Annotated in this window: 21 protein-coding genes and 1 riboswitch; of the genes, 4 read left to right on the forward strand and 17 right to left on the reverse strand. The window is 64.9% G+C overall.

Annotated features, from left to right (window positions below; all coding sequences use genetic code 11):
• Positions 1-12 precede the first annotated feature (12 nt).
• The 3 genes from aldA to ACQKPE_RS06390 all read right to left on the reverse strand — a co-directional run bounded on the left by aldA (position 13) and on the right by ACQKPE_RS06390 (position 3,906).
• Complete coding sequence (aldA, locus tag ACQKPE_RS06380) at positions 13-1,437, reverse strand: aldehyde dehydrogenase (protein ID WP_427664197.1); 1,425 nt, start codon at positions 1,435-1,437, stop codon at positions 13-15.
• Between the two features lie 285 nt (positions 1,438-1,722).
• Positions 1,723-2,661 carry a LysR substrate-binding domain-containing protein gene (locus ACQKPE_RS06385; protein WP_427664199.1) on the reverse strand — a complete coding sequence of 313 codons (939 nt, stop codon included), beginning with the start codon at positions 2,659-2,661 and terminating at the stop codon, positions 1,723-1,725.
• A 75-nt stretch (positions 2,662-2,736) separates the two neighbouring features.
• On the reverse strand, positions 2,737-3,906 hold the full coding sequence (locus tag ACQKPE_RS06390; protein WP_427664201.1) for a porin: 1,170 nt from the start codon (positions 3,904-3,906) through the stop codon (positions 2,737-2,739).
• A gap of 211 nt (positions 3,907-4,117) precedes the next feature.
• On the opposite strand from ACQKPE_RS06390, the gene ACQKPE_RS06395 reads away from it, so the two are divergent.
• Positions 4,118-4,993, forward strand: a complete 876-nt coding sequence (locus ACQKPE_RS06395; protein WP_427664203.1) for a LysR substrate-binding domain-containing protein — start codon at positions 4,118-4,120, stop codon at positions 4,991-4,993.
• 4 nt (positions 4,994-4,997) lie between these two features.
• Here ACQKPE_RS06395 and ACQKPE_RS06400 read toward each other — a convergent pair whose 3' ends face one another.
• From ACQKPE_RS06400 to ACQKPE_RS06430, 7 genes are all read right to left on the reverse strand, one after another.
• Positions 4,998-6,362 (reverse strand): MFS transporter, encoded by a 1,365-nt coding sequence (locus ACQKPE_RS06400; RefSeq protein WP_427664205.1) that lies wholly within the window; start codon positions 6,360-6,362, stop codon positions 4,998-5,000.
• Between the two features lie 98 nt (positions 6,363-6,460).
• Positions 6,461-7,900, reverse strand: coding sequence for an NAD-dependent succinate-semialdehyde dehydrogenase (locus tag ACQKPE_RS06405; RefSeq protein ID WP_427664207.1), 1,440 nt, complete (start codon positions 7,898-7,900; stop codon positions 6,461-6,463).
• Positions 7,897-8,931, reverse strand: a complete 1,035-nt coding sequence (locus ACQKPE_RS06410) for an aldo/keto reductase (protein ID WP_427664209.1) — start codon at positions 8,929-8,931, stop codon at positions 7,897-7,899. The genes ACQKPE_RS06405 and ACQKPE_RS06410 overlap by 4 nt, the downstream gene beginning before the upstream one ends.
• Positions 8,932-8,942: 11 nt before the next feature.
• A complete protein-coding gene (gene fae, locus ACQKPE_RS06415) occupies positions 8,943-9,455 on the reverse strand; it encodes a formaldehyde-activating enzyme (RefSeq protein ID WP_427664211.1) in 513 nt (170 codons plus the stop codon).
• Positions 9,456-9,639: 184 nt separating this feature from the next.
• Entirely contained in the window at positions 9,640-10,650 is a 1,011-nt protein-coding gene (locus ACQKPE_RS06420; protein WP_427664213.1) for a UV damage endonuclease UvsE, read from the reverse strand.
• Positions 10,651-10,734: 84 nt separating this feature from the next.
• Entirely contained in the window at positions 10,735-12,309 is a 1,575-nt protein-coding gene (locus ACQKPE_RS06425; protein ID WP_427664215.1) for a sensor domain-containing diguanylate cyclase, read from the reverse strand.
• Positions 12,310-12,343: 34 nt separating this feature from the next.
• Complete coding sequence (locus tag ACQKPE_RS06430; protein WP_427664217.1) at positions 12,344-12,835, reverse strand: hypothetical protein; 492 nt, start codon at positions 12,833-12,835, stop codon at positions 12,344-12,346.
• A gap of 216 nt (positions 12,836-13,051) precedes the next feature.
• On the opposite strand from ACQKPE_RS06430, the gene gcvA reads away from it, so the two are divergent.
• Entirely contained in the window at positions 13,052-13,969 is a 918-nt protein-coding gene (gene gcvA, locus ACQKPE_RS06435) for a transcriptional regulator GcvA (protein ID WP_427664219.1), read from the forward strand.
• 3 nt (positions 13,970-13,972) lie between these two features.
• On the opposite strand, the gene ACQKPE_RS06440 is transcribed toward gcvA, so the two are convergent.
• Positions 13,973-14,122, reverse strand: a complete 150-nt coding sequence (locus tag ACQKPE_RS06440; RefSeq protein ID WP_427664221.1) for a hypothetical protein — start codon at positions 14,120-14,122, stop codon at positions 13,973-13,975.
• Positions 14,123-14,321: 199 nt separating this feature from the next.
• Here ACQKPE_RS06440 and ACQKPE_RS06445 point away from each other — a divergent pair, with 199 nt between their 5' ends.
• The gene (locus tag ACQKPE_RS06445; protein WP_427664223.1) at positions 14,322-14,627 is read left to right on the forward strand and encodes a hypothetical protein; all 306 of its coding nucleotides are present in this window, start codon (positions 14,322-14,324) and stop codon (positions 14,625-14,627) included.
• A 3-nt stretch (positions 14,628-14,630) separates the two neighbouring features.
• Here ACQKPE_RS06445 and ACQKPE_RS06450 read toward each other — a convergent pair whose 3' ends face one another.
• The 5 genes from ACQKPE_RS06450 to lpxO all read right to left on the reverse strand — a co-directional run bounded on the left by ACQKPE_RS06450 (position 14,631) and on the right by lpxO (position 20,498).
• A complete protein-coding gene (locus tag ACQKPE_RS06450; protein WP_427664225.1) occupies positions 14,631-15,776 on the reverse strand; it encodes a DUF1624 domain-containing protein in 1,146 nt (381 codons plus the stop codon).
• A 116-nt stretch (positions 15,777-15,892) separates the two neighbouring features.
• Positions 15,893-18,019 carry a TonB-dependent receptor gene (locus ACQKPE_RS06455; protein ID WP_427664227.1) on the reverse strand — a complete coding sequence of 709 codons (2,127 nt, stop codon included), beginning with the start codon at positions 18,017-18,019 and terminating at the stop codon, positions 15,893-15,895.
• A 270-nt stretch (positions 18,020-18,289) separates the two neighbouring features.
• Positions 18,290-18,491, reverse strand: a riboswitch (cobalamin riboswitch).
• Between the two features lie 69 nt (positions 18,492-18,560).
• Positions 18,561-19,130, reverse strand: coding sequence for an N-acetyltransferase family protein (locus ACQKPE_RS06460; protein ID WP_427664229.1), 570 nt, complete (start codon positions 19,128-19,130; stop codon positions 18,561-18,563).
• Between the two features lie 75 nt (positions 19,131-19,205).
• Positions 19,206-19,550, reverse strand: a complete 345-nt coding sequence (locus ACQKPE_RS06465; protein WP_427664231.1) for a carboxymuconolactone decarboxylase family protein — start codon at positions 19,548-19,550, stop codon at positions 19,206-19,208.
• A gap of 48 nt (positions 19,551-19,598) precedes the next feature.
• On the reverse strand, positions 19,599-20,498 hold the full coding sequence (gene lpxO / locus ACQKPE_RS06470; protein WP_427664233.1) for a lipid A hydroxylase LpxO: 900 nt from the start codon (positions 20,496-20,498) through the stop codon (positions 19,599-19,601).
• A 136-nt stretch (positions 20,499-20,634) separates the two neighbouring features.
• On the opposite strand from lpxO, the gene thpR reads away from it, so the two are divergent.
• Positions 20,635-21,180, forward strand: a complete 546-nt coding sequence (gene thpR / locus ACQKPE_RS06475) for an RNA 2',3'-cyclic phosphodiesterase (protein ID WP_427664235.1) — start codon at positions 20,635-20,637, stop codon at positions 21,178-21,180.
• Here the strand turns inward: thpR and ACQKPE_RS06480 are convergent.
• The gene (locus ACQKPE_RS06480; RefSeq protein WP_427664237.1) at positions 21,116-21,763 is read right to left on the reverse strand and encodes an NAD(P)H-dependent oxidoreductase; all 648 of its coding nucleotides are present in this window, start codon (positions 21,761-21,763) and stop codon (positions 21,116-21,118) included. The genes thpR and ACQKPE_RS06480 overlap by 65 nt on opposite strands.
• Positions 21,764-21,773 lie beyond the last annotated feature (10 nt).

The raw sequence follows: 21,773 nt of genomic DNA on the forward strand, positions 1-21,773 counted from the left end.
CGCCGATCTGCTTCAGAACTTCAGGACGACCAGGCGCGTCTGGGTGAACTCGAGCATGCCGTGCTTGCCGTCGTCGCCGCCCAGGCCCGAGCGCTTCCAGCCGGCGTGGTAGCCCTGGTAGGGGTCGGCCGGGGTGCGGTTGACGTACAGCTCGCCGGCTTCGATGGCGTTGGCCACCTTCATGGCGTTGCGGTAGTGCTCGGTGTAGAGCACCGACGACAGGCCGAACTGGTGGTCGTTGGCCATGGCCAGGGCGTCGTCGAGGGTCTCGTAGGCCAACACCGGCAGCACCGGGCCGAAGGTTTCTTCCTGGACGATCTCCATGTCCTGGCGGCAATCGCTGAGCAGGGTGGCGGGGTAGAAGTGGCCTGGGCCTTCGGGCATGACGCCGCCCGCTTCGATACGGGCGCCGGCAGCCACGGCACGCTGCACCTTGGCGTGTACATCCTCGCGGGCGCTGGCGCTGATCAGCGGGCCCATGTAGCTGGCATCTTCGGCGCGGTTGCCGATGCGCACGGCGGCGAATTTCTCGCGCAGCAGTTCAAGGAAACGCTGGTGCACGCTGGCCTGCACATAGACCCGCTCGATGGCGGTGCACAGCTGCCCGCAGTGGGTGGTCTTGGAGGCGACGATGGCGCTGGCGGCGGCCTCCAGGTCAGCGTCGGCCTCGATGATCGCCGGGGTCTTGCCGCCCAGCTCCAGCGAGGGCTTGGCGATATTGGCCTTGCAGTAGTCGAGCACGGTACGCCCGGCGCGTACGCTGCCGGTCAGGGTGATCATGCCCACGGCCGGGTGGCTGCACAGGGTGGCGGCCACGTCGTGCTGCATGGCCAGGATATTCACCACGCCCTCGGGCAGTTGCGCTTGCTGCACGGCGCGGGCGATGGCGAAGGCCGACAGCGGGGTGTTGTTGCTGGGGCGCACCACCACGGTGTTGCCGGCGATCAAGGCCGGGGCGACCTTGCGCAGCAGGGTGTACACCGGGTAGTTGAACGGGATCAGGCAGGCCACCACGCCGATGGGTTCGCGTTGCAGCAGCAGGGTTTCGTCCGGGGTGTCGCTGGGGATCACTTCGCCTTCGATACGGCGCGCCCATTCGGCGTGGTAGCGGGTGATCTCGGCGGCGTACAGCGCTTCGTTGCGTGCTTCCTGCGGGGCCTTGCCGGACTCGCTGGCCAAGGCTGCGCCGATGTCGTCGGCACAGGCTTCAAGGGCGTCGGCCAGGCGGCGCAGGTACTGGCCGCGAGCGATCGATGGCAGTTTGGCCCAGGCCTTCTGGGCCTTTGCGGCCGCGTCGACGGCGGCAGTGGCCTGTGCATGGCTGGCGGCGCTGACGCTGCCGACCGGCGCACCGGTGGCCGGGTCGAAGACGCTCAGGCGTGGCTGGTCGGGGGCGTCGACGAAGCGTGCGTCGATGAAGTTGTGCTCTGTACGCATGGCAGGTTCCGCTTGCGGGTTGAACGACCCCACAAGGGCTGGCGCGCGGGCAGGGCGCGCAGCGGTTTTCTTGTGGGTTATGGCGGACAATTTGTCGCAGGCGGGGGTGGGGGAACAAACGATTAATGCGTGGGGGTAACGTGCGAAAAACGCATGTTAGTGAGGGTTCAGGGGATACACCGCGTTGTCTGCTTCGCGGGTAAACCCGCTCTCACAGGCACAGCGTTGCTCTTAGGTGCGGCGATGAACTTGTGGGAGCGGTTTTACCCACGAAAAGAGCGCCGCCTACTCGCAGACCGCCACTTCCGAAGGCCCACCCAGGTTGCGCTCGGCCAGCCACACCTCCTGCATCAGCCAGTCGCGGAATTGCTCCACGTGGGGCGGCAGTTCCTGCTCCGGGCGGGTCACCAGCCAGTACGACTGATGCCCGTCGACCTGCACGTCCAGCACCTGCACCAACTGCCCGGCCGCCAGCTCGCGGGCGACCATCTGCCGGTCGGTGATAGTGATGCCGAGCCCATCGATGGCCGCGCGGATCGACAGGTCCAGGGTGTCGAATTCATAGCCGCCGCGCAGGTCCACGCCCTGGATGCGCGCAGCATCCAGCCAGTGGCGCCAGGTCAGGAAGCGCTGGTCTTCACGGGCCAGCACATGCAGCAGGGGCATGTTGCGCAAGTCCACCCGGCGTTCTTCCTGCTGGGCCAGTAGCGCGGGCGAGCACACGGCGATGTGCCGTTCGTGCATCAACAGCGAGCTGTCCAGGCCATCCCACTCGCCGTTGCCGAAGCGGATCGCGCAATCGAGCGTGGCAATTTCCGCCAGGTTGTCCTGCAAGTGCGTGGTCAGCGTCACCTCAAGCCCCGGGCAGGCCTCGCGCAGACGGCCAAGGCGTGGCAGCAGCCAGCGGCTGGCGAAGGTCGGCGGGGCGTTGAGGCGGATGCGCGTGGGCTGCTTGCGCTGCTGGATGCCGCGTACCGTCAGTTCGATGCGGTCGAACGACTGCTGCAAGGCGTTGAGCAGCGTGCGCCCGGCATCGGTCAGTTGCAAATGGTGGTGGCGGCGTTGCAACAACGGCTCGCCCAACTGCTCCTCGAGTTGGCGCACCTGGCGGCTGACCGCGCTTTGGGTCACGTTGAGCAGTTCCGCGGCGCGGGTGAAACTGCCGGTGCTGCCGGCCACCTCGAAGGCTTTGAGGGCGTTGAGTGCCGGGATCTTGCGTTTCACTTGCGGGGCTCCTTTGGGGCTGCTTGTAGGAGCGGCCTTGTGTCGCGAAAGGGCCGCAAGGCGGCCCCAGTGTTCTCAGAAGTAATAGCCGATGTTCATGTACAGCTGGTTTTCCCAATGGTCGGTACCGCCCTGGGCGAGGCTGTCGGTGTAGCTGCTGCCGCCGATGTAGGGGTCGTTGCGCCCGTTCAGCCACTCCAGCGCGATGTAGAACTTACGCACCGAGAACGAGGTGCCGAGGATGAAGCGCTCGGAGGCATCGAAGCCTGCGGCCGACTTGTCGTAGCGGCTGTAGTTGCCATACAGCTTGACCCCGCTGACCCAGTCGCCGAGAAAAGCACCCGGCACGCTGTAGCTGAGGTCGCCGACGTACAGGTTACCGCGACTGGCGACATTGTAGGTGCCGTCGTAGCCACCGAAGGTCACGTGCTCGTCGCTGCCGGCGTTGCGCGGCGACATCTGCTGGCGCGCGGCGAGCGCCTGGATGCCCCACGGGCCGTTCTGGCCCAGGTAGTGCACGCCCACCACATTGCGCCGGCCATCATCGTTGGTGTCGCGGTTTTCCAGGCGCGAGGTCAGCCCGGAGATGCCGGCCTCCGATTGCCAGCCGCCGAGCTTGAAGGCGTAGGCCAGCCGCGCCACGGCGATCTGCCGTTCCTGATTGTTGCTGCCATCGGTGACGTAGTCGTCGGCCTTGGTCACCACGCTGGAATAGGTGCTGCCATTGCTGGTACCGCGCCCCGGCCAGGCGTTGCGGCCGTACAGGCCCAGCTGCAGGTTCCAGTCGCCGCTCTGCTGGATGTACTTGGCGCCGACCGCCTCGACGTCCTCAAGGCCAATGACGTTGCCCAGGGTTTCGTAGAAGGTGCTGCCGAAGAACGGCTGCAAGCCGAACGGGATTTTGTTCAGGCCCACGTGCAACTGGCGGTTTTCGTCGAACTTGTAGCCGACCCAGGCGTACTCGGCGAACTGCACGTCGCCGACCTTGTCGGTGTACTGGTAGGGGTAGGCCTTGCCGTAGAAGCGGTAGCGCGCGGCGCCGATCCAGGTGTCTGAGTCGTAGTTCACGCGCAGCATGATGGCGTCCAGGCCGGCCTTGTCGATGTCGCGGTCCGGGTCGTGGTCGAAGCGTGCGCGGATGGCGCCGCCGACATCGAGGTGGTCGGTGACCTGTACGGCCTGGGTCGTGGCGCTCAGGGTCAGCAGGGCAGGAAGCAGGGCGTGACGCAGGTGAAGTGCGGACATGGGGGAAACCTTTGGTGTCTTCTTGTCGTTATTGGGGCTGCGTTGCAGCCCATCGCGGGGCAAGCCCGCGATAGGGGGCGACCCTATCTAAGGCTCATGCACCCACACAAACGACCATTACGCCGCACTAACCCGAGAAAAACGCATGTTTACAGGCGTTCGTGGAATCGTAGAATCGTCCTACAAAAACAACGATCAGCGATCCCTGCCCATGCGTACCCTGCCGCCTTTGAACATGCTCAAGGTCTTCGAGGAAGTTGCCCGCCACCGCAGCTTCAACCGCGCCGCCGATGCGCTGAACGTTACCCAGGGCGCCGTCAGCCGACAGGTCAAGCAGCTGGAGGACTACCTCGGCGTGGTGTTGTTCATGCGTGGCCCGCGCGGCCTGGCGCTGACCGAAGCCGGGCAGGCCCTGGCGCCGCACCTGGGCGAGGCGTTCGACCGCATCGAGCGGGCGCTGGAAGCGGTGCGCGTGCCGAACCTGCGCCAGCGCCTGCGTATCCTGGCGCCACCAACCTGGGCCACGCGCTGGCTGTCGCCGCGCCTGCGCGGGTTCATGCAGCGCTACCCGGACATCAGCCTGAGCGTCACCAGCCAGCGCGACGACGAACACCCCGGCGAGCTGGATTGCCGCATCCTGTTCAGTCGCGAAGACGAAGGCGCTGGTAACCGCCGCTTGCTGGTGATGGAACGACATATCGCCGTGGCCAGCCCGGAGCTGTTCGTCGACGGCGGCGAACCTTGCCTTCGCGACCACCCGCTGCTGCATATCCTGCATGAGGGCCGGCGCCTGCGGGTGTGGGAGAACTGGCTGGCGGCCACCGGACGCAGCGACGTGGATGCCGACAGCGGCATCGAGTTCAGCACCCTCGACCAGGTGATCCACACCGCGCTGGCCGGTGGCGGCCTGGCGGTGATCGACCGGCAGATGATCGAGCGCGAGCTGGCCGCCGGTAGCCTGCTGCCGATCACCCCGGTGGAGGTGATCGGCCCTTATGGCTACTGGCTCGAGGTACCGAGCGACAAGCGCGGGTTGTCGAAGGTGGAGCGCTTTGCGGATTGGCTGGCGTTGGTCAGCAACCCCTGAGGCACTAGCCCTGCGCGAGCGGCCTTGCGTCTCGAGCAGGCTGTACCTCAGCCCCCTCGTCGCCACGGCACGCCTCGGCCAGCGACAGGCTCTTGGTCTCCGGCGCCCAGGCCATCGACATCAGCGCCCCCAGCAACAGGATGCCGGCCAGTATTGCCATGGTCGGGTTCAGCCCGATGCCCGCCACGCTCACCGGCAACAGGAAGGTGCTCACTGCCGAGCCTAGTCGGCTGGCAGCGGTGGCCAGGCCGATACCGCTGGCGCGCACCTCAGTGGGGAAACTCTCGGCCGGGTACACGCCTACCAGGTTGCTCACCGCCGACAACACCAGGGTGAACAGCCCGAACAGCGCCACCATCGCCCAGGCCATGCTCGACGGCATCAGCACCAGCAGGAACAGCGCGCCAGCCAGTATCAGGAAGCTGTTGATCAAGAAGCCCCGGCGGCTGAAGCGCACTGTGGCCCAGATCCCCAGCAGCGCACCTACCACCAGCAGGGCGTTGAGCATCATCTCGGTGCCGAAGCCCTCGGCCAGGCCCATCTTCTTGAGAATCGACGGCAGGAAGGTATAGATGGCGAAGTAGGGCATGACGATACAGATGAAGAACAGGCAGTTGAACGCCGTGCGCTTGCGGTATTCGCGGCTGAACAGCGCGCTGAAGCCTGCGTGGCTGGGCCGTGCCACTTCATCGTCGAGCACCACGTTGGCGCCCAGGTGCTTGCGCACGATGGCCCGTGCTTCCTCGCTGCGGCCCTGGTGCATCAGCCAGCGCGGCGACTCGGGCGTGCCGATGCGGGCGATGAGGATCAGCGCCGCCGGAATGGCCGAGGACGCCAACATCCAGCGCCAGGCATCGTCGCCCAGGGGCAGCAGGGCGGTGCCGACGAAGGTGGCGGCAACGTAGCCGAAGGTCCAGATCACGCTGAACGAGCCCAGCAGCACACCGCGGTGCTTGCGCGGGGCGAACTCGGCGAGCATGGCGTGGCCGACGCTGAAGTCACCGCCCAGGCCAATGCCGATCAGGATCCGGCAGAGGAACAGCTGCATGGCCGTCTCGACGTAGAACTGCATCACCGAGGCGATCGTGATCAGCACGAAGCTGATCAGGAAGATCTTCTGGCGCCCCAGGCGGTCGGAGATCCAGCCGAAGAACAGGCTGCCGAAGAACAGCCCCAGCAGTGCCGAGGCGCCGATCAGCCCTTGCCAGAACGGGTCGAGCTGCATTTGTGGGTTGATCAGGGTGAAGGCGATACCGATCAGGCCGAGAATGTAGCCGTCGGTGAAATGCGCGCCGAAGGTGAGGCCGGCGATCTTGATATGGAAACGACCGATCGGCAGGTCATCGATCTTGATTGTCTGTCCCGTCATTTGACACCTCGTTGTTCTTGTTTGGGTCAGGGGGAAATTTTAAAAGCGCTGCTATCCCTGTGGGAGCGCCCCGGCAAGGCCGCTCCCACAGGCTGTTCCTAGTCGTTCAGGCCACCCATCAGCACGTACTTGATCTCCAGGTAATCCTCCAGGCCGTACTTCGAGCCTTCGCGGCCCATGCCCGATTCCTTGATGCCGCCAAACGGCGCCACTTCGGTGGAGATGATGCCCTCGTTGACGCCGACGATGCCGGCCTCCAGGCCTTCGCTCATGCGCCACACGCGGCCGATGTCGCGGCTGTAGAAGTAGGCCGACAGCCCGTAGGGCGTGTCGTTGGCCAGGCGCAGTACCTCGGCTTCGTCCTTGAAGCGGAAACACCCGGCTACCGGGCCGAAGGTTTCTTCGCTGGCGAACAGCATGCTTGGCTGGGCATCGGCCAGTACGGTGGGCTCGTAGAAGGTGCCGCCCAGCGCATGGCGACGGCCGCCGCACAGCAGCCGCGCACCTTGCTCCAGCGCATCGGCCACGTGCTGCTCGACCTTGTCCAGCGCCGCTGTGTTGATCAGCGGGCCCTGGTCGCTCTCGCCTTGCAAGGCATCGCCCACACGCAGGGCGCGCACGGCTTCTGCCAGCTTGGCGGTGAAGGCTTCGTACACACCGTCCTGCACGTAGAAGCGGTTGACGCACACGCAGGTCTGCCCGGTGTTGCGGAATTTCGAAGCCATGGCGCCGCGCACGGCGGCGTCCAGGTCGGCATCGTCGAAGACAATGAACGGGGCGTTGCCGCCCAGCTCCAGCGACACCTTCTTCAAGGTGTCGGCGGCCTGGCGCATCAAGAGTTTGCCGGTGCGGGTGGAGCCGGTGAACGACAGCTTGCGCACCACGCCGCTGGCTTGCAGCGCGCCGCCGATGGCCGGGGCATCGCCGGAGACGATATTGAACACCCCGGGCGGCACGCCGGCCTGCTCGGCCAGCACCGCGAGGGCGAAGGCCGACAGCGGGGTTTCCTCGGACGGCTTGAGGATCATCGTGCAACCGGCGGCCAGGGCCGGGCCGACCTTGCGGGTGACCATCGCCAGGGGGAAGTTCCATGGCGTGATGGCCGCCACCACGCCGATCGGCTCCTTGGTCACCAGCACCCGGGCATCGGCCTTGGGCGTGGGGATCACATCGCCATAGACGCGGCGCGCTTCCTCGGCGAACCACTCGAGGAAGCTCGCCGCGTAGGCTACTTCGCCCTTGGCCTCGGCCAGGGGCTTACCCTGTTCGCGGCTGAGCAGGCTGGCCAGCGCGTCGCGGTGTTCGAGCATCAGCTCGCTCCAGCGGCGCAGCACCTGGGCGCGCTCCTTGGCCAGCTTGGCGCGCCAGGCGGGCAGGGCGCGTGCGGCGGCGGCAATGGCCGCGTTGGTTTCCTCGGCCCCGGCGCTGGGCACCTGGGCCAGGGTTTCGCCGCTGGCCGGGTTGAGTACCGCGTAGGTCGGGCCACCGCTCAGCCACTGGCCGTCGATGTAGTGGCCGGCTTTGAGCAAGGCACTCATGCCACGGCCTCCTTGAGCGCGAAGTCGCCGCGCGGCGGGCGCGCGACGCGCAGGATGCGCTTGCCGGCGGTGTAGTCGTTAATCAGGTCGCAGGGGGTGTAGTTACGTTCCAGCTCGAACAGGTCGTCCTCGTCCAGGCGCATGTCCAGGGCGGCCAGGGCGCTGTCGAACTGTGCGGTGGAGTCGGCGCCGACCAGCATGCTGTCGACGCCTGGGTGTTGCAGCACCCAGGCCTGGGCCACCTGGGCGTTGGACACGCCGTGGCGCTGGGCCACGCGCTGCACCGACTGGGCGATGGCGAACGAGGCTTCGTCGGCATACATCTGCTGGGTGAAGAAGTCGGTCTGGTTGCGCGTGGACTGCGCGTCGCCGGTCAGCAGGCCACGGGCCAGCGGGCTGAACACCGACACGCCCAGGCCCTGGTCGCGGCAGAACGGAATCATCTCGCGCTCTTCCTCGCGGTAGGCGCAGTTCAGCTGCAGCTGCATGTTGATCGGCTTGGCCCAGCCGTTACGCTCGCAGGCCAGGAGGATCTTCGCCAGCTGCCCGGTGAGCATGGTCGAAACCCCGATATAGCGGGCTTTACCGGCGCGCACGATGTCGTTGAGCGCTTCCATGGTTTCCTCGACCGGGGTGTTGAGGTCGAAGAAATGCAGCATGTACACGTCGAAGTAATCCATGCCGGCACGCTGCAAGGAGGCGTCGATGCCATCGAGGATGTGCTTGCGCGAATGGCCGCTGGCGTTGATGCCGCTGCGGGTGCCGTAGCCCACCTTGGTGGTCACCACCACGTCCTCGCGGCGCACCAGGCGCTTGAGTATGCGCCCCACCACTTCTTCGCCGACGCCGGCCGAATAGAAGTCGGCCAGGTCGATAAAGTTCACCCCTTTGTCCAGCGCATGGCGCACGATCGGCTCGCTGGCCGCTTCGTCGAAGATCCATGGCTTCCACTGCGGGGTGCCCATGTTCATGGTGCCCAGGCACAGCTTGGACACCTGTAGGCCCGAATGGCCCAGACGGATGTATTGCATGGCGGGCCTCCTCAGGCTTTCGGGGTGTAGAAGGGGTTGGCGATCTGGTTCACCACATCGGCCAGTTGGGCGCGTTGCGGCAGGCCCTGGAGCGCGGCACGGATGGCGGTGCGGCAGGCGTTGTAGTTGTTCAGGTACACCGCGTCGAGGTCGTTGCAGGCGGGGTTGACCCAGTTGGCGGTGACGATGGCCCACTCATCCTCGGCCTCGGCAGGCAGGGTGCCGTCGAGCAGGGCTTCGGTGACGGCCTTGGCGATACCGGCCTGGGACGCGCCCCAGGTGGCGTTGGCATGCAGGTCGCCGTTGATCTCGGCCTTGTTGACGTAGAGGGTCATGGGCTTGACCGGGAGGTTCGGCTGGGCGATGACCATGAACGGGCAGTGGCCCTGGCTGGGCGAGGCCAGGCTGTTGGCGAAGGCCTGGCCGGCAGGGCCGTTGCGCGGGCCCATCATGAGGTTGATATGCGCGGCATTGACACCTGGGCCTTCGAAACCTTCACCGATGTACAGGGCGAGTTGCAGCATGGAATACCTCGATCACTAGCGGAGTTCTTTGTTGTTGTGGGGCGAACTGTGCTGGCGGGGCCAGTGACGAGATTTTTATCAGGCGGGCGGGAAGTGGCAGTAGGGAGAAGAAATCAAGGGGGTATGAGCGCAGGTCATAAGTGCGGCAGCCGCAGTCGGTTGCCGCTGCCCGAAGGAATGCGGGTTAGCAATAGCGCTGGTAGAAATCCAGCGTCGCCAGGTTCTTGTGCTTGGCCTCGAACATGATGTCGAAGCGCTCGACGAATTGCAGAGCGTAGCGGTTGGTCCAGTCGTTCCACATGCGGTCGCTGTGCAGGTACAGGTCGCGTTTGTTGACCTTCTCCAGCAGTGCCGGAAGGGTCAGCTTGTGCTCGGCGTCAAAACCCAGTTCCTGAAGACGCTCTGGCGGTTGCGAGTAATGCATCACCGGGCGCACGCCACGCCAGCTGTCGATGATGCGTTGCACCCGTGGGTCATCAGGGCAGATGTAGTCGTTTTCGTGAATCCAGCAATGGTGGATGTCCAGCACCACCGGCGCCAGGTCGGCCAGCGCCAGGCAGTCGTCCACGCCATAGGTTTTCTCGTCGTTCTCGAAGGTGATGACGTTGCGCGCCACGCTCGAAAGCCTTGGCCACACCGCGCGCACGCCCTCGGCACCCAGGCGTCCGGCGATGTGGATGTTGCACTTGAAGTCCTGGAAGCGCTGGCCGTAGCCCATCATGCGGATCATGTCGGCGTGGTATTCGAACTCGGCGAGGCTGTTCTCCACGACCTCCGGGCGGTCCGAGCCGAGTACGCAGTACTGACCGGGGTGGAACGACAGGCGGATGTCATGGCTGCGGGCGAAGGCGCCGATGGCGGCAAAGCGGCTGTGCAACAGGGTCTGCACGTCGCTGGCCTGGTAGAACGCCGCGACGTCGGGGTGACTGTACAGCGGCAGCAGGTCGCTGGACAGGCGCACCATGCGCAGCATCGCGGGCTGTTCGGCGACGTGGGCCAGCAGGCGCAACTGCGCGGCCAGGTTGTGCTCGACCAGTTCCAGTAGCTTGGCCGCCGCCTGCTCATGGCTGGCGCCGCTGAGCCAGCGCAGTGTGGTCGTGCGCGGGTTGAAGCTGCGCTCGATGTCTTCCAGTTCCTTGATCGACAGGTCGCGGTGCGGGTGGCGGTATTGGCAGGCGAAGCCGAGGCGAGGCATAGGGGTGATCCTGGTGGGGCGTGCAGGTTGGACAGCGTGGGTGTGCTGATGGATCCACTGCCAGCCCAATGGTTCAACGGATGCTCAGGCCGGGGCGATGCTGATACGGTTGCGCCCACCTTGTTTGGCGACGTACAGCGCGCGGTCGGCTTTGCTGAGGGTCAGCAGCGGGTCCTCGTCGTTGCCTGCCCAGCGGGCCACGCCCAGGGAAATGGTCACCGCGCCCACCGGGTCGATCGCGGCGTCCTCGACCACCCGGCGCAGGCGCTCGGCCACGCTGCTGGCGCGGTCCAGCGAGGCGCCGGGCAGCAGCATGAGGAATTCCTCGCCGCCGGTGCGGCACAACATGTCGCCTTCCCGGCAGCAGCTACGCATCAGCTCGGCCAGGGCGCGCAGCACCTGGTCGCCGACATCGTGGCCGTGGTTGTCGTTGATCCGCTTGAAATGGTCGACGTCCAGCACGATGGCGCAGAAGGCCTGGCCTTCGGCTTGCAGCAGCGACAGGGTGAGGTCCAGGCCGCGGCGGTTGCCAAGGCCGGTGAGTGGGTCGGTCTGCACGTCGCGGTGCAGGCGGCCGATGCGTTCTTGCAGCAGGTTCAGCCCGAACAGCAGCGCACGCTTGAGCTCGGCAGCCTCGAAATACCAGGCGCGCACCGCGCGAATGCGTTCGGGGGTGCTAGCGTGGTCCAGCGCCCGCGCGCCGGCTGCCAGTTGCCAGAGCGGGCGGGTGATGGTCAGCGCCAGCCACCACAGCGCCAGGCCACCGAGCAGTGCCAAGGGCGCGGAGAGGGTTACCACATTGAGGATCAACCCCTGTGAAGGTTCGACGGTGCGGGCCAGCGGTTGTTGCGCAATCACCCCCCAGCCAGTGCTGGGTACGGTCGCAAAGCCGGCCAGCATCTCGACGCCGAGGCTGTTGTACAGACGTTCGGTACCTTGGGCGCGGTGCGCCAGGTCGTCGAGCAGGCGGTTGTCGCCCACCACCGTGCCCACCCGCTGCGGGTCGGGGTGATAGAGCAGGCGGCGGTTGCGGTCGACCACGTAGAGGTAGGAGCCGTCCTGGTAGAAGTGTTTGCCCAGCAGGCTGTTGAGCACATTGTGTTCACGCAGGTAGAGCGTGCCGCCCACATACCCCAGGTACTTGCCCTGGGCGTCGTGGATGGGTTGCGACAGCACCACCACCAGGTTGTTGGCCGCTGATACGTAGGGCATCGAAACCAGGGGGCGCTGCTCGCGCAGGGCTTCGATGGCGCCTGGTGAGTCGAGTTTCTTGCCGACCACCTTGCGCAAGGGGGCAGGGGAGATGGCACGCATCACGCCCTGGGCGTCGACCACGAACACCGAGTTGAATGCGCTGCTCTGGCGTTGCAGGCGCTCGGTTTCGGCGTCCAGCACCGCCGTGTCGTCCATCTGCCGGACACGGTCCTGGGCGCTGAACGCCAGTTGCTGCATGGCGCTACTGATGAAGGTCTCGGTGATCGACGCAAGCTTTGCTGCGTACACCCGGTTGGACTCCAGGGAATGGTCGATCAGCAACTGGCGCTGCACCCGGTAGCTGGCGAAATAGCTGGTCAGCAGCATCACCAGGGCAGTGAGGGTAGAGAGCAGGAGGATGAGCGTGCGCAGGTCCAGGCGCAGGCCTTGCTTGGCGTGTGGCAATCCACACCTCGCTTACAGGGCAGTAGGAATAACCTTACTCGCTCTGAGGCGTCGGGGCTACGGCAAGGCTCGCCAGTTCGTCTTCCACCTGTTGCATGCGCTTTTCAGCCAACGCCTGCACCTCGGGGTCGCGTGCGCTTTCGCGCATCAGCCCGGTGAGCTTCTCGCTGAGCTGCTTGCCTGCCTCGCTCTGCCCAAGCTCGCGGGCTTTCTGCGGGTCTTGGGTGGCGGCGACGATGGTGTCGAACTCGGCGTCGCTGAAGTTCTTCTCGCTGTAGAGCTTGAACAGGTCCTTGCGCTGGTCGTCGACGGTCAGGTGCTTGCGCAGTACCTCCTTGATCTGTTCTTCGTTCAGCTGCGGGTGAGTCATTGCCAGCAGCGAGGCCATGCGCCCGATGTTGTGGTCGTAGGCTTCCTGCAAAGGCAGGTTGGCGAGGATCTTTTCTTCACGGGTGGGTTTCTGGTCGCAGGCGGCGAGGGTGGCGAGCAGGAACAACGGCAGCAGCAGGGCGGACAGGCGAGGCATGGGGTTGGAAGCCTTGGGTGGCACGGGTGAATGGCGATTCTACTGTAGCTGGGCAAGCAGGTGTTGTCGGTAGCGAAGCGCCATGAACCGAAGGCTTGAGCACTAGAAAAACTATTCATCTGCGCCACGCTCCCAAGCAACAGCGGTTTGCTATAGTCGCAGCTGTCGGTCTGCGGCGATGCCCATCACTCCATTACTAGAAAAGAAAAACTATCGATGACCAGCCCTGCTTACCTCAATGCCCTGCGCGCTTTCGAATCTGCTGCCCGTCACCGCAGCTTCTCGGCGGCGGCCAAGGAGCTGAATGTCACCCCGGCGGCGGTCGGCCAGCAGGTGCGCAACCTCGAGGCCTGGCTCGGCATTGGCTTGTTCACCCGCGCCGGCAGTGGTTCGACGCGCCTGGAGCTGACCGATGCTGCGCGTGCGGCCTTGCCGGACATTCGCGATGGCTTCGAGCGTCTTTCCCTGGGGCTGACACGGCTGCGTGAGGTCGGGGCGCGCACGGGGCTTACGGTCAGTGTCAGCCCGGCATTCGCCTCCAAATGGCTGTTGCCACGGATCGAGCGTTTCCAGCTGGCGTTCCCGGAGCTGGATGTGCTGCTCGACACCAATGCCCGCGCGCTGGACTTCCAGGCCGAGCGCATCGATATCGGCGTGCGCTACGGCAGCGGACGTTGGCCTGGCCTGCATGCCGTGCAATTGATGGACGAGGTGATCTTCCCGGTGTGCGCCCCAGGTTTTGCCTTGCTCAAGGATGGCAAGCTGACGCCCGAGGCCCTGGCGCGCAGTACGTTGATCCACGACCTGTCGATGGCCAGCGACCCCGACTACCCCACCTGGCGCATGTGGCTGGACGCTTCGGGCTACACCGCGCTCAAGGCCAACCAGGGGCTGCGTATCAACAATTCCGCCGCCGTGTTGCAGGCGGCCATGGACGGCCAGGGCCTGGCGTTGGCGCGCAGTGTGATGGTGCGCGACGACCTGGCCGCCGGGCGGCTGATCCGGCCATTCGCCGACAAGGGGCTGGATTGCCCACTGACCCAGGCGTACTACGCGGTCTACCGGCCTGAAAGCGCAGCGCTGGAGAAGGTGCAGGCGTTTCGCGACTGGCTGCTCAAGGAAGCTGCGCTGTGAGGCCTAGAGCGGCTTGCGCAGGCGCACCCAGATAATCGCCGGCAGGGCCATCAGCAGCCATTTCAGGTACTGGTTCACGCCGTAGCGCTCACAGGCCACGCCGATCAAGGTGCAGGTCAGCACCACGGCGATGAATTGGATCATTCTGTTCATGGCAACAGGTTTCCGCAGGCGAAAGGGCGCGATGGTAATCGAATTGTCCGGCTCTCGCCGAGCGCTTCTTTTACCAAGTGTTAGGAAGACTCCTACTGGCAACTCAGACAAAGGTGCATTGCGTTCATTTTCAGTTTCTTTGGCTTTGCTTACCGTGGGGGTATTCCCCACAACGGACGTGATCCGAAGGAGCAAGCCGATGCCTGACCTGGCGCTTTACAAAGTGAAACTGCTGGATGAATTCGAAGCCCGCGACGACCCGTGGACCTTCGCCCAGTTCGACCGCCGCCTGGGCGAGGTGAAGCCCACGGCCAACTACCAGGACGCCAAGGGCATCCTCAATGCGGCGTACCACGCCGGTATCTGGCCGAACACGGTCAAGCGCTACCTGCTGACCAACTTCAAGGCGTTCGGCAATGTGAGTGGCGAGCTGCAAGGTGCGTTCGACCACGTGTTGCGGACCCTGACGCCGCAGGAGCGCCAGCACTGGCAAGTGGGCCAGTAGCGTCTAGAAGTACTTCAGCCAGGCAATATCGCGCCGCTGCGCCTTGAACCGGGCAAAGCGGCGCACCGGCAGGTACAGCAACACCGCCAGCACGGCGGATAGCAGCCACATCGCCGCGACGCTATCAAAGCCGAAGTACGTCCCCTGGTTGCGCCCGAACACCCCCAGCCTCGCCAGATACAGCGCCTTGAGCATATACAGGTGCAGCAGGTAGAAGAACATGGGCGCGGCGCCGAACACCGCCAGTACCTTGATCCAGCGTGCCTGCCCGGCGCGTTCGAAGGCCCGCAGCAGAAGCAGCCCGACGCCCAGCGTCAGCAGCAGGAAGGCGAACGATGGTGGGTATTTGGTGATGTTGAGCACGCTCATCAAGGTTTGCACCAGGCTGGGGTAGACCTGCCAGGGCGCTTCCCCGTATTGGTTGAGCTGGCGCAGCACGATGAAGCCCAGCAGCGCGAGACTTCCCGCCAGCAGCAACTGTGCCTGGCGACGCGGTGCCTGGCGGGCACGGGCGAACCAGGGGCCGAGGCCGTAGCCCAGGGCGATCACGCCGACCCATGGCAGCACCGGGTAGGACGTGCGCAGACGAAGCGATGGCGACACCTCCAGCCAGCCACGGTCATGCAGGATCGCCCAGGGAACATGCATCGCCGAACCTGCTGCGAAGTGCAGGTCGTCGAGCAGGTTGTGCCCGGCGATGATCGCAAGACCCAGCCCGATCAACACCGGGCGCGGCAGCCAGACCAGGGCCGAGAGAGCGATCATGCTCAGGCCTATGGCCCAGATCACTTGCAGGTAGATGACCGAAGGCGGCAACTGGAAGGTCCAGGCCAGGTTGACCAGGGTGAACTCCAGCACCACCAGGAACAGCCCCCGCTTGAACAGGAAGGCCGAGACATCGCGCAGGCCCTGGTGCTTCTCGCCATACAGCCAGGCTGACAAGCCAGTCAGCAGGATGAACACCGGCGCGCATAGGTGCGCCAGGGTGCGGCTGAGGAATAAGGCGGGTTCGGTGACCGTGACGTCCATCGGGTCGCTGACCTGCCGGTGCAGCAGGAAGGTTTCGCGGACATGGTCCAGCAGCATGAACAGGATGACCAGGCCGCGCAGGGCGTCGATGCTGTGCAGGCGTAGGGAAGGTGTTTGCATAGGGAGGGTAGTTACGAGTGAAGATTTCGCAATGTTATCTTGTATCTTTATTGTTGTGGTGATTTTACCTCTCATGTCGCTCCCACGGCAGCTAGACCGGGGAGCGACTCGCACCGTTAGAAGCTGTAATCAACAGTCGCGAAATACGACCGCGGCGCCCCCAGCAACCACTGCTCGCCGCTGTGCGCAGCCACCACATAGTCGCGGTTGAACAGGTTGTTCAACTGCAAGCCCAGGCGCACATCAGGCAGCACCTGCCAACCCAGGTTGGCATCGACCACGGTGTAGCCCGGCACGTTCTGGCTGTTGGCAGTGTTGGCATAGCGCTCGTCGACGTAGCGCAGGCCGATGCCCGCGTCGACGGCTTGGCCGAAGCCTTTGCTCAGCCACAGGTTGGCAGTGCGCCGTGGCACGTTGGCCGGGCGTTTGCCGGCGCGGTCGGCCACGCCTGCCGAGGTGTTTTCCTCGAAGTCGTCGTACTTGGCGCGCACCACGGCGGCGTTCGCCGACAGCTGCCATTGGTTGCCCAAGGCCAGCTCAAGCGTGGCTTCCAGGCCGTCGGAGGTCTGCTGGCCGGCTTGTTGTTGAGTATTGAAGACCGGGTCGTAGACCAGCAGCTTCTTCTTGACGATGTGGTACGCCGCCAGGGTCCATTCGCCACGCCCTTCCCAGAACCGCTGCTTGAGGCCCAGTTCGGTCTGCTTGGACTCGGTCAGGTCGTAGTCGATCTGCGCCGGGCTCAGGCTGATGAGGTTGTTGACCCCGTCTTCGCTGGTGGAGTACTGGCCGTACAGCGACAGGTCGTCGGTGACCGCGAACACCAGCCCCGCGCGCCAGTTGCCGCCTTGCAGGCTGCGGTCGACGCGGGTGCCGTTGACCAGGTTGTCGCGGTCGATGTGGTTCTGGTCGCGGCGCACGCCGGTGACCAGCGACAGGCGCTCGGTCAGTTGCGTGCGGTTCTCGGCGAACAGGGCGAAGGTGTGGGTGGTGGAGAGGGTTTGCGGGCGCAGCACCGACTGGCTCTGGAACCAACCTGGGGCCGGGCTCCACGGGTCGATGTAGTCGCCGCCGACATCGATGTAGGGCGAGTTGTTGTCGACGTTGAAGCGGATCTTGTTGTATTCGGCACCCACCACGGTTCTGCTGGCCATGCCGAACAGCGCGTGGTCGAAGGTGAAGCTCTGGCGGTCGCCGATCTGCTCCTGGTTGTGCTTGATCTCCAGGAAGCTTTCCCGGGCCAGTTGCTCGCGGCTTGGGTCCCAGCTGTAGTCTTCGGCGTTGCGCCAGTGGCGACGGCTCTTGATGTAGTACAGCTGGTTGCTGGCGCTGACGCTGTCGCTCAGGGTCCAGTCGGTGTTGAAGCGGGTCCATTCGTCGTGGTAGCGCTGCACGTCGTTCTGGATGTTGTAGTTCTTCTTGCGCAGGCTGTCGCGGTAATGGCCGTTGATCAGTGGCGTGCCGAAGTAGTTGGCCGGCTCCAGGTCACCGCGTTCATGGGCGAAGGTGAAGCTCAGGTCGTCGGTGGCGTCGAAGCGCAGCGCGGCGCTCAGGGCCAGGCTGCGTGAGTCGGTGCGGTCGACCCAGCCGTTGGCTTCCTGCTTGTTGAGGGTGACGCGGTAGCTCAGACGCTCGCTCAGGCTGCCGCCACTGTCCAGGCCCAGTTGCTGGCGGTCCCAGGAGCCGTAGCCCAGGCGCAGGTGGTTGCGGATCTCACCGGCAAAGGGCTTTTTCGGGATCACGTTGATCACCGCACCCGTGGCGCCTTCGCCGTAGAGCACCGAGGCCGGGCCGCGGATCACGTCGATACGCTCGACCATCCACGGGTCGACCGGGAAGGTCTGGGTGCCGGCACCGGTGTACAGGCGCGCGCCGTCGAACAGGGTCATCACCGAGGTGTGGCCGGTGAAGCCGCGGGCGGAGAGGGCGGTGTTGCCGTTGCCGGGGGTGCCGATGGAGGTAATGCCGGGGGAGCGGGTCACGGCGTCCTGTACGGTGACGTTGTTGCGCTGCTGGATTTGCTCGGCGGTGATGCTGCTGGTGCTGGCCGGGGTTTCCAGGGCGCTGAGGTTCAGGCGCGAGCCGGCCTTGGTCGGGGTGGCCAGGTCGACCTTCTGCTCGTCGAGGGTATCGGTGATGGCGGTCGAGGGCAGGGCCAGGACGCCCTTGCCAGGCTCTTCGGCCAGGGCCGGGAGCGAGACGGCGAGGCACGCCGCCAGGGTATGAAGCTTGTAGGTACGGGACATGTCGTTCCACTGTTGCAGGACGGAATGGATCCCGGTGGAAACAACGCAAAGACGAGCAACCACGCACGCAGGCGCGCACGCGAACACCGGCCTGCGCCCGCCCACCGCGGGTTTGCCAACTTGGGTTTGTGCGAAAAGTCGCCGAGCAGCGATCCTGCAAGGCGAAAACAGGCGAGGAACGGTCGGAGTCGCGCTCGACTTGACTGGTTGTCAATGAGCATTCCGAGCCTGTTTTCAACGCAGCAGGATCGCTGCGCAGGCACTTTTCGTACAAAGCCGAAGCTTCAGGCCGGTCTCCGGGCTTACGAGGGTCATGAAGCCTTCACCTTCCCATGCTTGCGCACAGTGGTGTGTCGAAGGGTTCGCTCGCTTACCGTTGCGGGGGCAGCGCCGGACTGGTCATGAAGACGCACCGGCTTCCCGTTTCACCCTGCGCACGGCGGCGCAGGACACCTGAAACTGGCGCGCATATGACCATCGAACAGGTGGGTAGTCAATCGTTTGAATAGGTAAAAGGAATGCAGATGGGGCGAGTGATGGCTTATCGCCCACGTCGGCGCGATACCCGCGCCTCGATATTCTTGCGCCCGATCAGCAGTGGCGGTTTTTCAACCACCGGCTCATCGGCCAGCCACTTGTACATCACCAGGCAGTCCACCAACCCCAGGCGGGCATGGCGATACGCCTTGGGCAGGCGCCCGACCGTCTCGAAGCCGAGCTTGCTCCACAGCGCCACCGCCGCTTCGTTGCTGGCCACCACCGAGTTGAACTGCAAGGCCAGGAAGCCTTCCTGGCGCGCCAGCTTCTGCGAGTGCTCGCACATCAGCCGCGCCACGCCGCGCCCGCGCGCCGCCTCGCAGACCATGTAGCCGCAGTTGCCGACATGGGCGCCGGGGCCAGCGGCATTGGCCTTGAGGTAGTAGCTGCCGAGCAGCTCGCCATCTTGCTCGGCCACCAGCGTGTGCAACGGCAGCTCCAGCCACAGCTGGCGCGCCTGCTCGAGGTTCAGGTCGGGGTCGTAGGCGTAGGTTTCACGGGCCTGGGCAATGGCCTGGAAGGTTGGCCAGAAGCGCTCGAAGTCGTCCATGGCCATGGGGCGAATGTGAATCATGCGGGTACCTGTGCGGGGAGGGCGCCAGTCTGGGTGTTGCGCCGCCACCGTGCAAGGCTGGCGGCGCCAGGGCATTCACGCGTCGGGCTTGCCCACGGCATCCAGCACTCGTGCCGAATAGACCAGCGCGGCACCGGCGTTCACGGCAATCGCCACGCCCAGCGCCTCGGCGATTTCCTCGCGGGTGGCGCCATGCTTGACGGCTTGTTTGGAATGCACCGCGATGCAGCCGTCGCAGCGGGTGGTAACAGCCACTGCCAGGGAGATAAGTTCGCGGGTCTTGGCGTCGAGGTGGTTGGTCTTGGCGCCGGCGCCGCTGGCGGTTGCATAGCCAGCGACGGTGTCGGGGGAGAGGTGCTTGAGGTCGCCGATACCGGCCATCAGCTGCTTACGGTAGGCGTCCCAGTCCATCATGCTCATTGTCTTCACCTGGTCAGGTTGGTAGGAGCGCCCAGGCTACACGAAGATTCAGATATAGATGAACACCAGCACCAAGCCAGCCACCACGGCCCACTTTTCCAGGTAGTAGCGGGTGCGGTTGCGTTTCTTCATCGCCTTGCCGCGTTCGCGGATCTTGTAGATGCGGGTGAACAGGCGGTTGATGCCGCCGGTTTTGTCGTTGGCGTCGTTCGGCGCTGCAGCGGCGGCCATCACGTTGCGGCTGAACCAGCGGTTGAAGGCGGTGGCCCAACGGTACTTGAGCGGGCGTTCGATGTCGCAGAACAGGATGATGCGGTTGTGCTCGGTGGTGTTGGCGGCGTAGTGGATGTAGGTCTCGTCGAACACCACCGCCTCGCCGTCGCGCCAGGCGTACTTCTCGCCGTCCACATTGATGTAGCAGCCATCATCGTTAGGTGTGTCCAGGCCCAGGTGGTAGCGATAGGAGCCGGCATAGGGGTCGCGGTGACGCACCAGCTTGGCGCCTGGCGGCAGGGTGGCGAACATCGCTGCCTTGACGGTGCCGATGCCTTGCAGCAACTCGGTGGTGCGTGGGCACAGGGTCATCGCCGAAGGGTGGCTCTCGCCGTACCACTTCAGGTAGAAGCGCTTCCAGCCGGTCTTGAAGAACGAATTGAAACCGACGTCGTCATAGTTGTCAGACTTCTTGATTTCGCCCGCATGCAGCAGGTGCTGCGCTTCTTCGCGGATTTCCTGCCAATGGTCCTTGAGCGGTTGCAGCTCGGGGAACGCCTCGACCGGCAGGTAAGGCTTGGCCGGGTGGCGGGAGAACAGGTAGAGGAAGCTGTTGACCGGGGCCAGGAAGCTGGAGTGGTCGCCCAGTTGGCGGGTGAGTTTGTGGCGCACGCGGCCGCGCAGGTGCACATAGGCGATCGAGAGGGCGAAAATCAGTACGAGTGCAATTTTCATGGACGGATACTTGTCGAAAATGGCCATGCGCCATGGCCTGAGCTCGCCAGCATAAACAATCATCGCCGTGCTTTGAACATATTGTTACGTTGAGCGCGAGCGACGGCGCAAACGTTTTATCCGCCCAGGAGATCCCATGCCCCAGGACGCACGCCCCAGCGGCGCCCCTTTCAAGCGGCTGTTCTTCGCCCTGTCGATCGGCGAGACCCAGCGCCGCGCCGTCGCCCAATGGCGGCGCGGCTTGAACCTGCGCAGCGGCAAGCCGGTGCCGACGGAAAACTTCCATGTGACCTTGCTGTTCCTCGGCGATGTCGACCCCATCCAGGTGCCCGCATTGTGCGCGGCCGTTGACCAGGTCAAGCGCCCCGGCGCACCGCTGCGTCTGCTGCTCGACCAGTTGCAGGCGTGGCCGAAGGCGGGCGCACTGGTGCTGGGCGCCAGGGATACACCTGCGGTGCTGCGCCAGCTGGTCTATGCCCTGGAGCAGGCAGCATTGACTCTGGGCCTTGCGGGGCCTAGCCGCGAGTACCGGCCGCACCTGACCCTGTCACGGGATTTTCGTGGCCAGCCGCCTGAAGCCGGCGTGGCACCGGAGTTCTTCCTCAATGCCCGTCAGTTCACGCTGTACGAGTCGCGTAAGGGGCGTTACTGGCCGTTGGCCGAATGGTCGTTGACGGACTGACCTCGGCGAACAGCTGCTCACCCACTGCCAACGCGGTTCGCAGGTGGGCTTTTGGGTCTTGCGTTTCGCTGTCGGTCAGCAGGGTCGAGCTCAGCACCTGGGCACCGCAGTAGTCGAACATGCCGTGCTCGATCTGAACGCGCATCGCTTCGCTGTAGCCGTGACGCTGGAACAGTCCGGTGTCGGCGCCAGCGACGGCCAGCAGGTGCACCTTCATGCCCCGTAGCAGCTTTCGAGTGGACCCATCGGCGTTGTAGCCGAATGCCCAGCCATTGCTGAACACCCGATCGACCCAGCCCTTGAGCAGCGCGGGCATCGACCACCAGTAGACCGGGTAGACCAGCACCAGGGTGTCGGCGCGGTCGATGCGTGTCTGCTCGGCGCGCACATCTGGCGGTGGGGTGGCCAGGCCGTGGTGCACGGCGTGGTCGGCCTTGGAGAACACCGGGTCGAAACCTTCGGCGATCAGGTCGGCGATTTCGCTGGTGTGCCCGGCGCTGGCCAGGCCCTTGGCCACTTGCTGGGCAAGGGCATGAGTGAGGGATTGCTTGTCGTGGTGGGCGACGACGATCAGGGCATGCATGTTGCTTCTC

Origin of the sequence: Pseudomonas sp. NPDC089554 (assembly GCF_050280645.1) — a bacterium.
In the GTDB taxonomy this organism is placed as follows: Bacteria; Pseudomonadota; Gammaproteobacteria; order Pseudomonadales; family Pseudomonadaceae; genus Aquipseudomonas.

Excerpts from the sequence above, each read along its gene's own strand:
- ACQKPE_RS06405 (WP_427664207.1), bottom strand. The coding sequence starts at position 7,900 with ATGAGTGCCTTGCTCAAAGCCGGCCACTACATCGACGGCCAGTGGCTG.
- ACQKPE_RS06440 (WP_427664221.1), bottom strand. The coding sequence starts at position 14,122 with ATGAACAGAATGATCCAATTCATCGCCGTGGTGCTGACCTGCACCTTG.
- aldA (WP_427664197.1), bottom strand. The coding sequence starts at position 1,437 with ATGCGTACAGAGCACAACTTCATCGACGCACGCTTCGTCGACGCCCCC.
- ACQKPE_RS06465 (WP_427664231.1), bottom strand. The coding sequence starts at position 19,550 with ATGAGCATGATGGACTGGGACGCCTACCGTAAGCAGCTGATGGCCGGT.
- thpR (WP_427664235.1), top strand. The coding sequence starts at position 20,635 with ATGCCCCAGGACGCACGCCCCAGCGGCGCCCCTTTCAAGCGGCTGTTC.
- ACQKPE_RS06460 (WP_427664229.1), bottom strand. The coding sequence starts at position 19,130 with ATGATTCACATTCGCCCCATGGCCATGGACGACTTCGAGCGCTTCTGG.
- fae (WP_427664211.1), bottom strand. The coding sequence starts at position 9,455 with ATGCTGCAACTCGCCCTGTACATCGGTGAAGGTTTCGAAGGCCCAGGT.
- lpxO (WP_427664233.1), bottom strand. The coding sequence starts at position 20,498 with ATGAAAATTGCACTCGTACTGATTTTCGCCCTCTCGATCGCCTATGTG.
- ACQKPE_RS06445 (WP_427664223.1), top strand. The coding sequence starts at position 14,322 with ATGCCTGACCTGGCGCTTTACAAAGTGAAACTGCTGGATGAATTCGAA.
- ACQKPE_RS06390 (WP_427664201.1), bottom strand. The coding sequence starts at position 3,906 with ATGTCCGCACTTCACCTGCGTCACGCCCTGCTTCCTGCCCTGCTGACC.
- ACQKPE_RS06430 (WP_427664217.1), bottom strand. The coding sequence starts at position 12,835 with ATGCCTCGCCTGTCCGCCCTGCTGCTGCCGTTGTTCCTGCTCGCCACC.
- ACQKPE_RS06455 (WP_427664227.1), bottom strand. The coding sequence starts at position 18,019 with ATGTCCCGTACCTACAAGCTTCATACCCTGGCGGCGTGCCTCGCCGTC.
- ACQKPE_RS06480 (WP_427664237.1), bottom strand. The coding sequence starts at position 21,763 with ATGCATGCCCTGATCGTCGTCGCCCACCACGACAAGCAATCCCTCACT.
- ACQKPE_RS06400 (WP_427664205.1), bottom strand. The coding sequence starts at position 6,362 with ATGACGGGACAGACAATCAAGATCGATGACCTGCCGATCGGTCGTTTC.
- ACQKPE_RS06395 (WP_427664203.1), top strand. The coding sequence starts at position 4,118 with ATGCGTACCCTGCCGCCTTTGAACATGCTCAAGGTCTTCGAGGAAGTT.
- ACQKPE_RS06420 (WP_427664213.1), bottom strand. The coding sequence starts at position 10,650 with ATGCCTCGCCTCGGCTTCGCCTGCCAATACCGCCACCCGCACCGCGAC.
- gcvA (WP_427664219.1), top strand. The coding sequence starts at position 13,052 with ATGACCAGCCCTGCTTACCTCAATGCCCTGCGCGCTTTCGAATCTGCT.
- ACQKPE_RS06450 (WP_427664225.1), bottom strand. The coding sequence starts at position 15,776 with ATGCAAACACCTTCCCTACGCCTGCACAGCATCGACGCCCTGCGCGGC.
- ACQKPE_RS06410 (WP_427664209.1), bottom strand. The coding sequence starts at position 8,931 with ATGCAATACATCCGTCTGGGCCATTCGGGCCTACAGGTGTCCAAGCTG.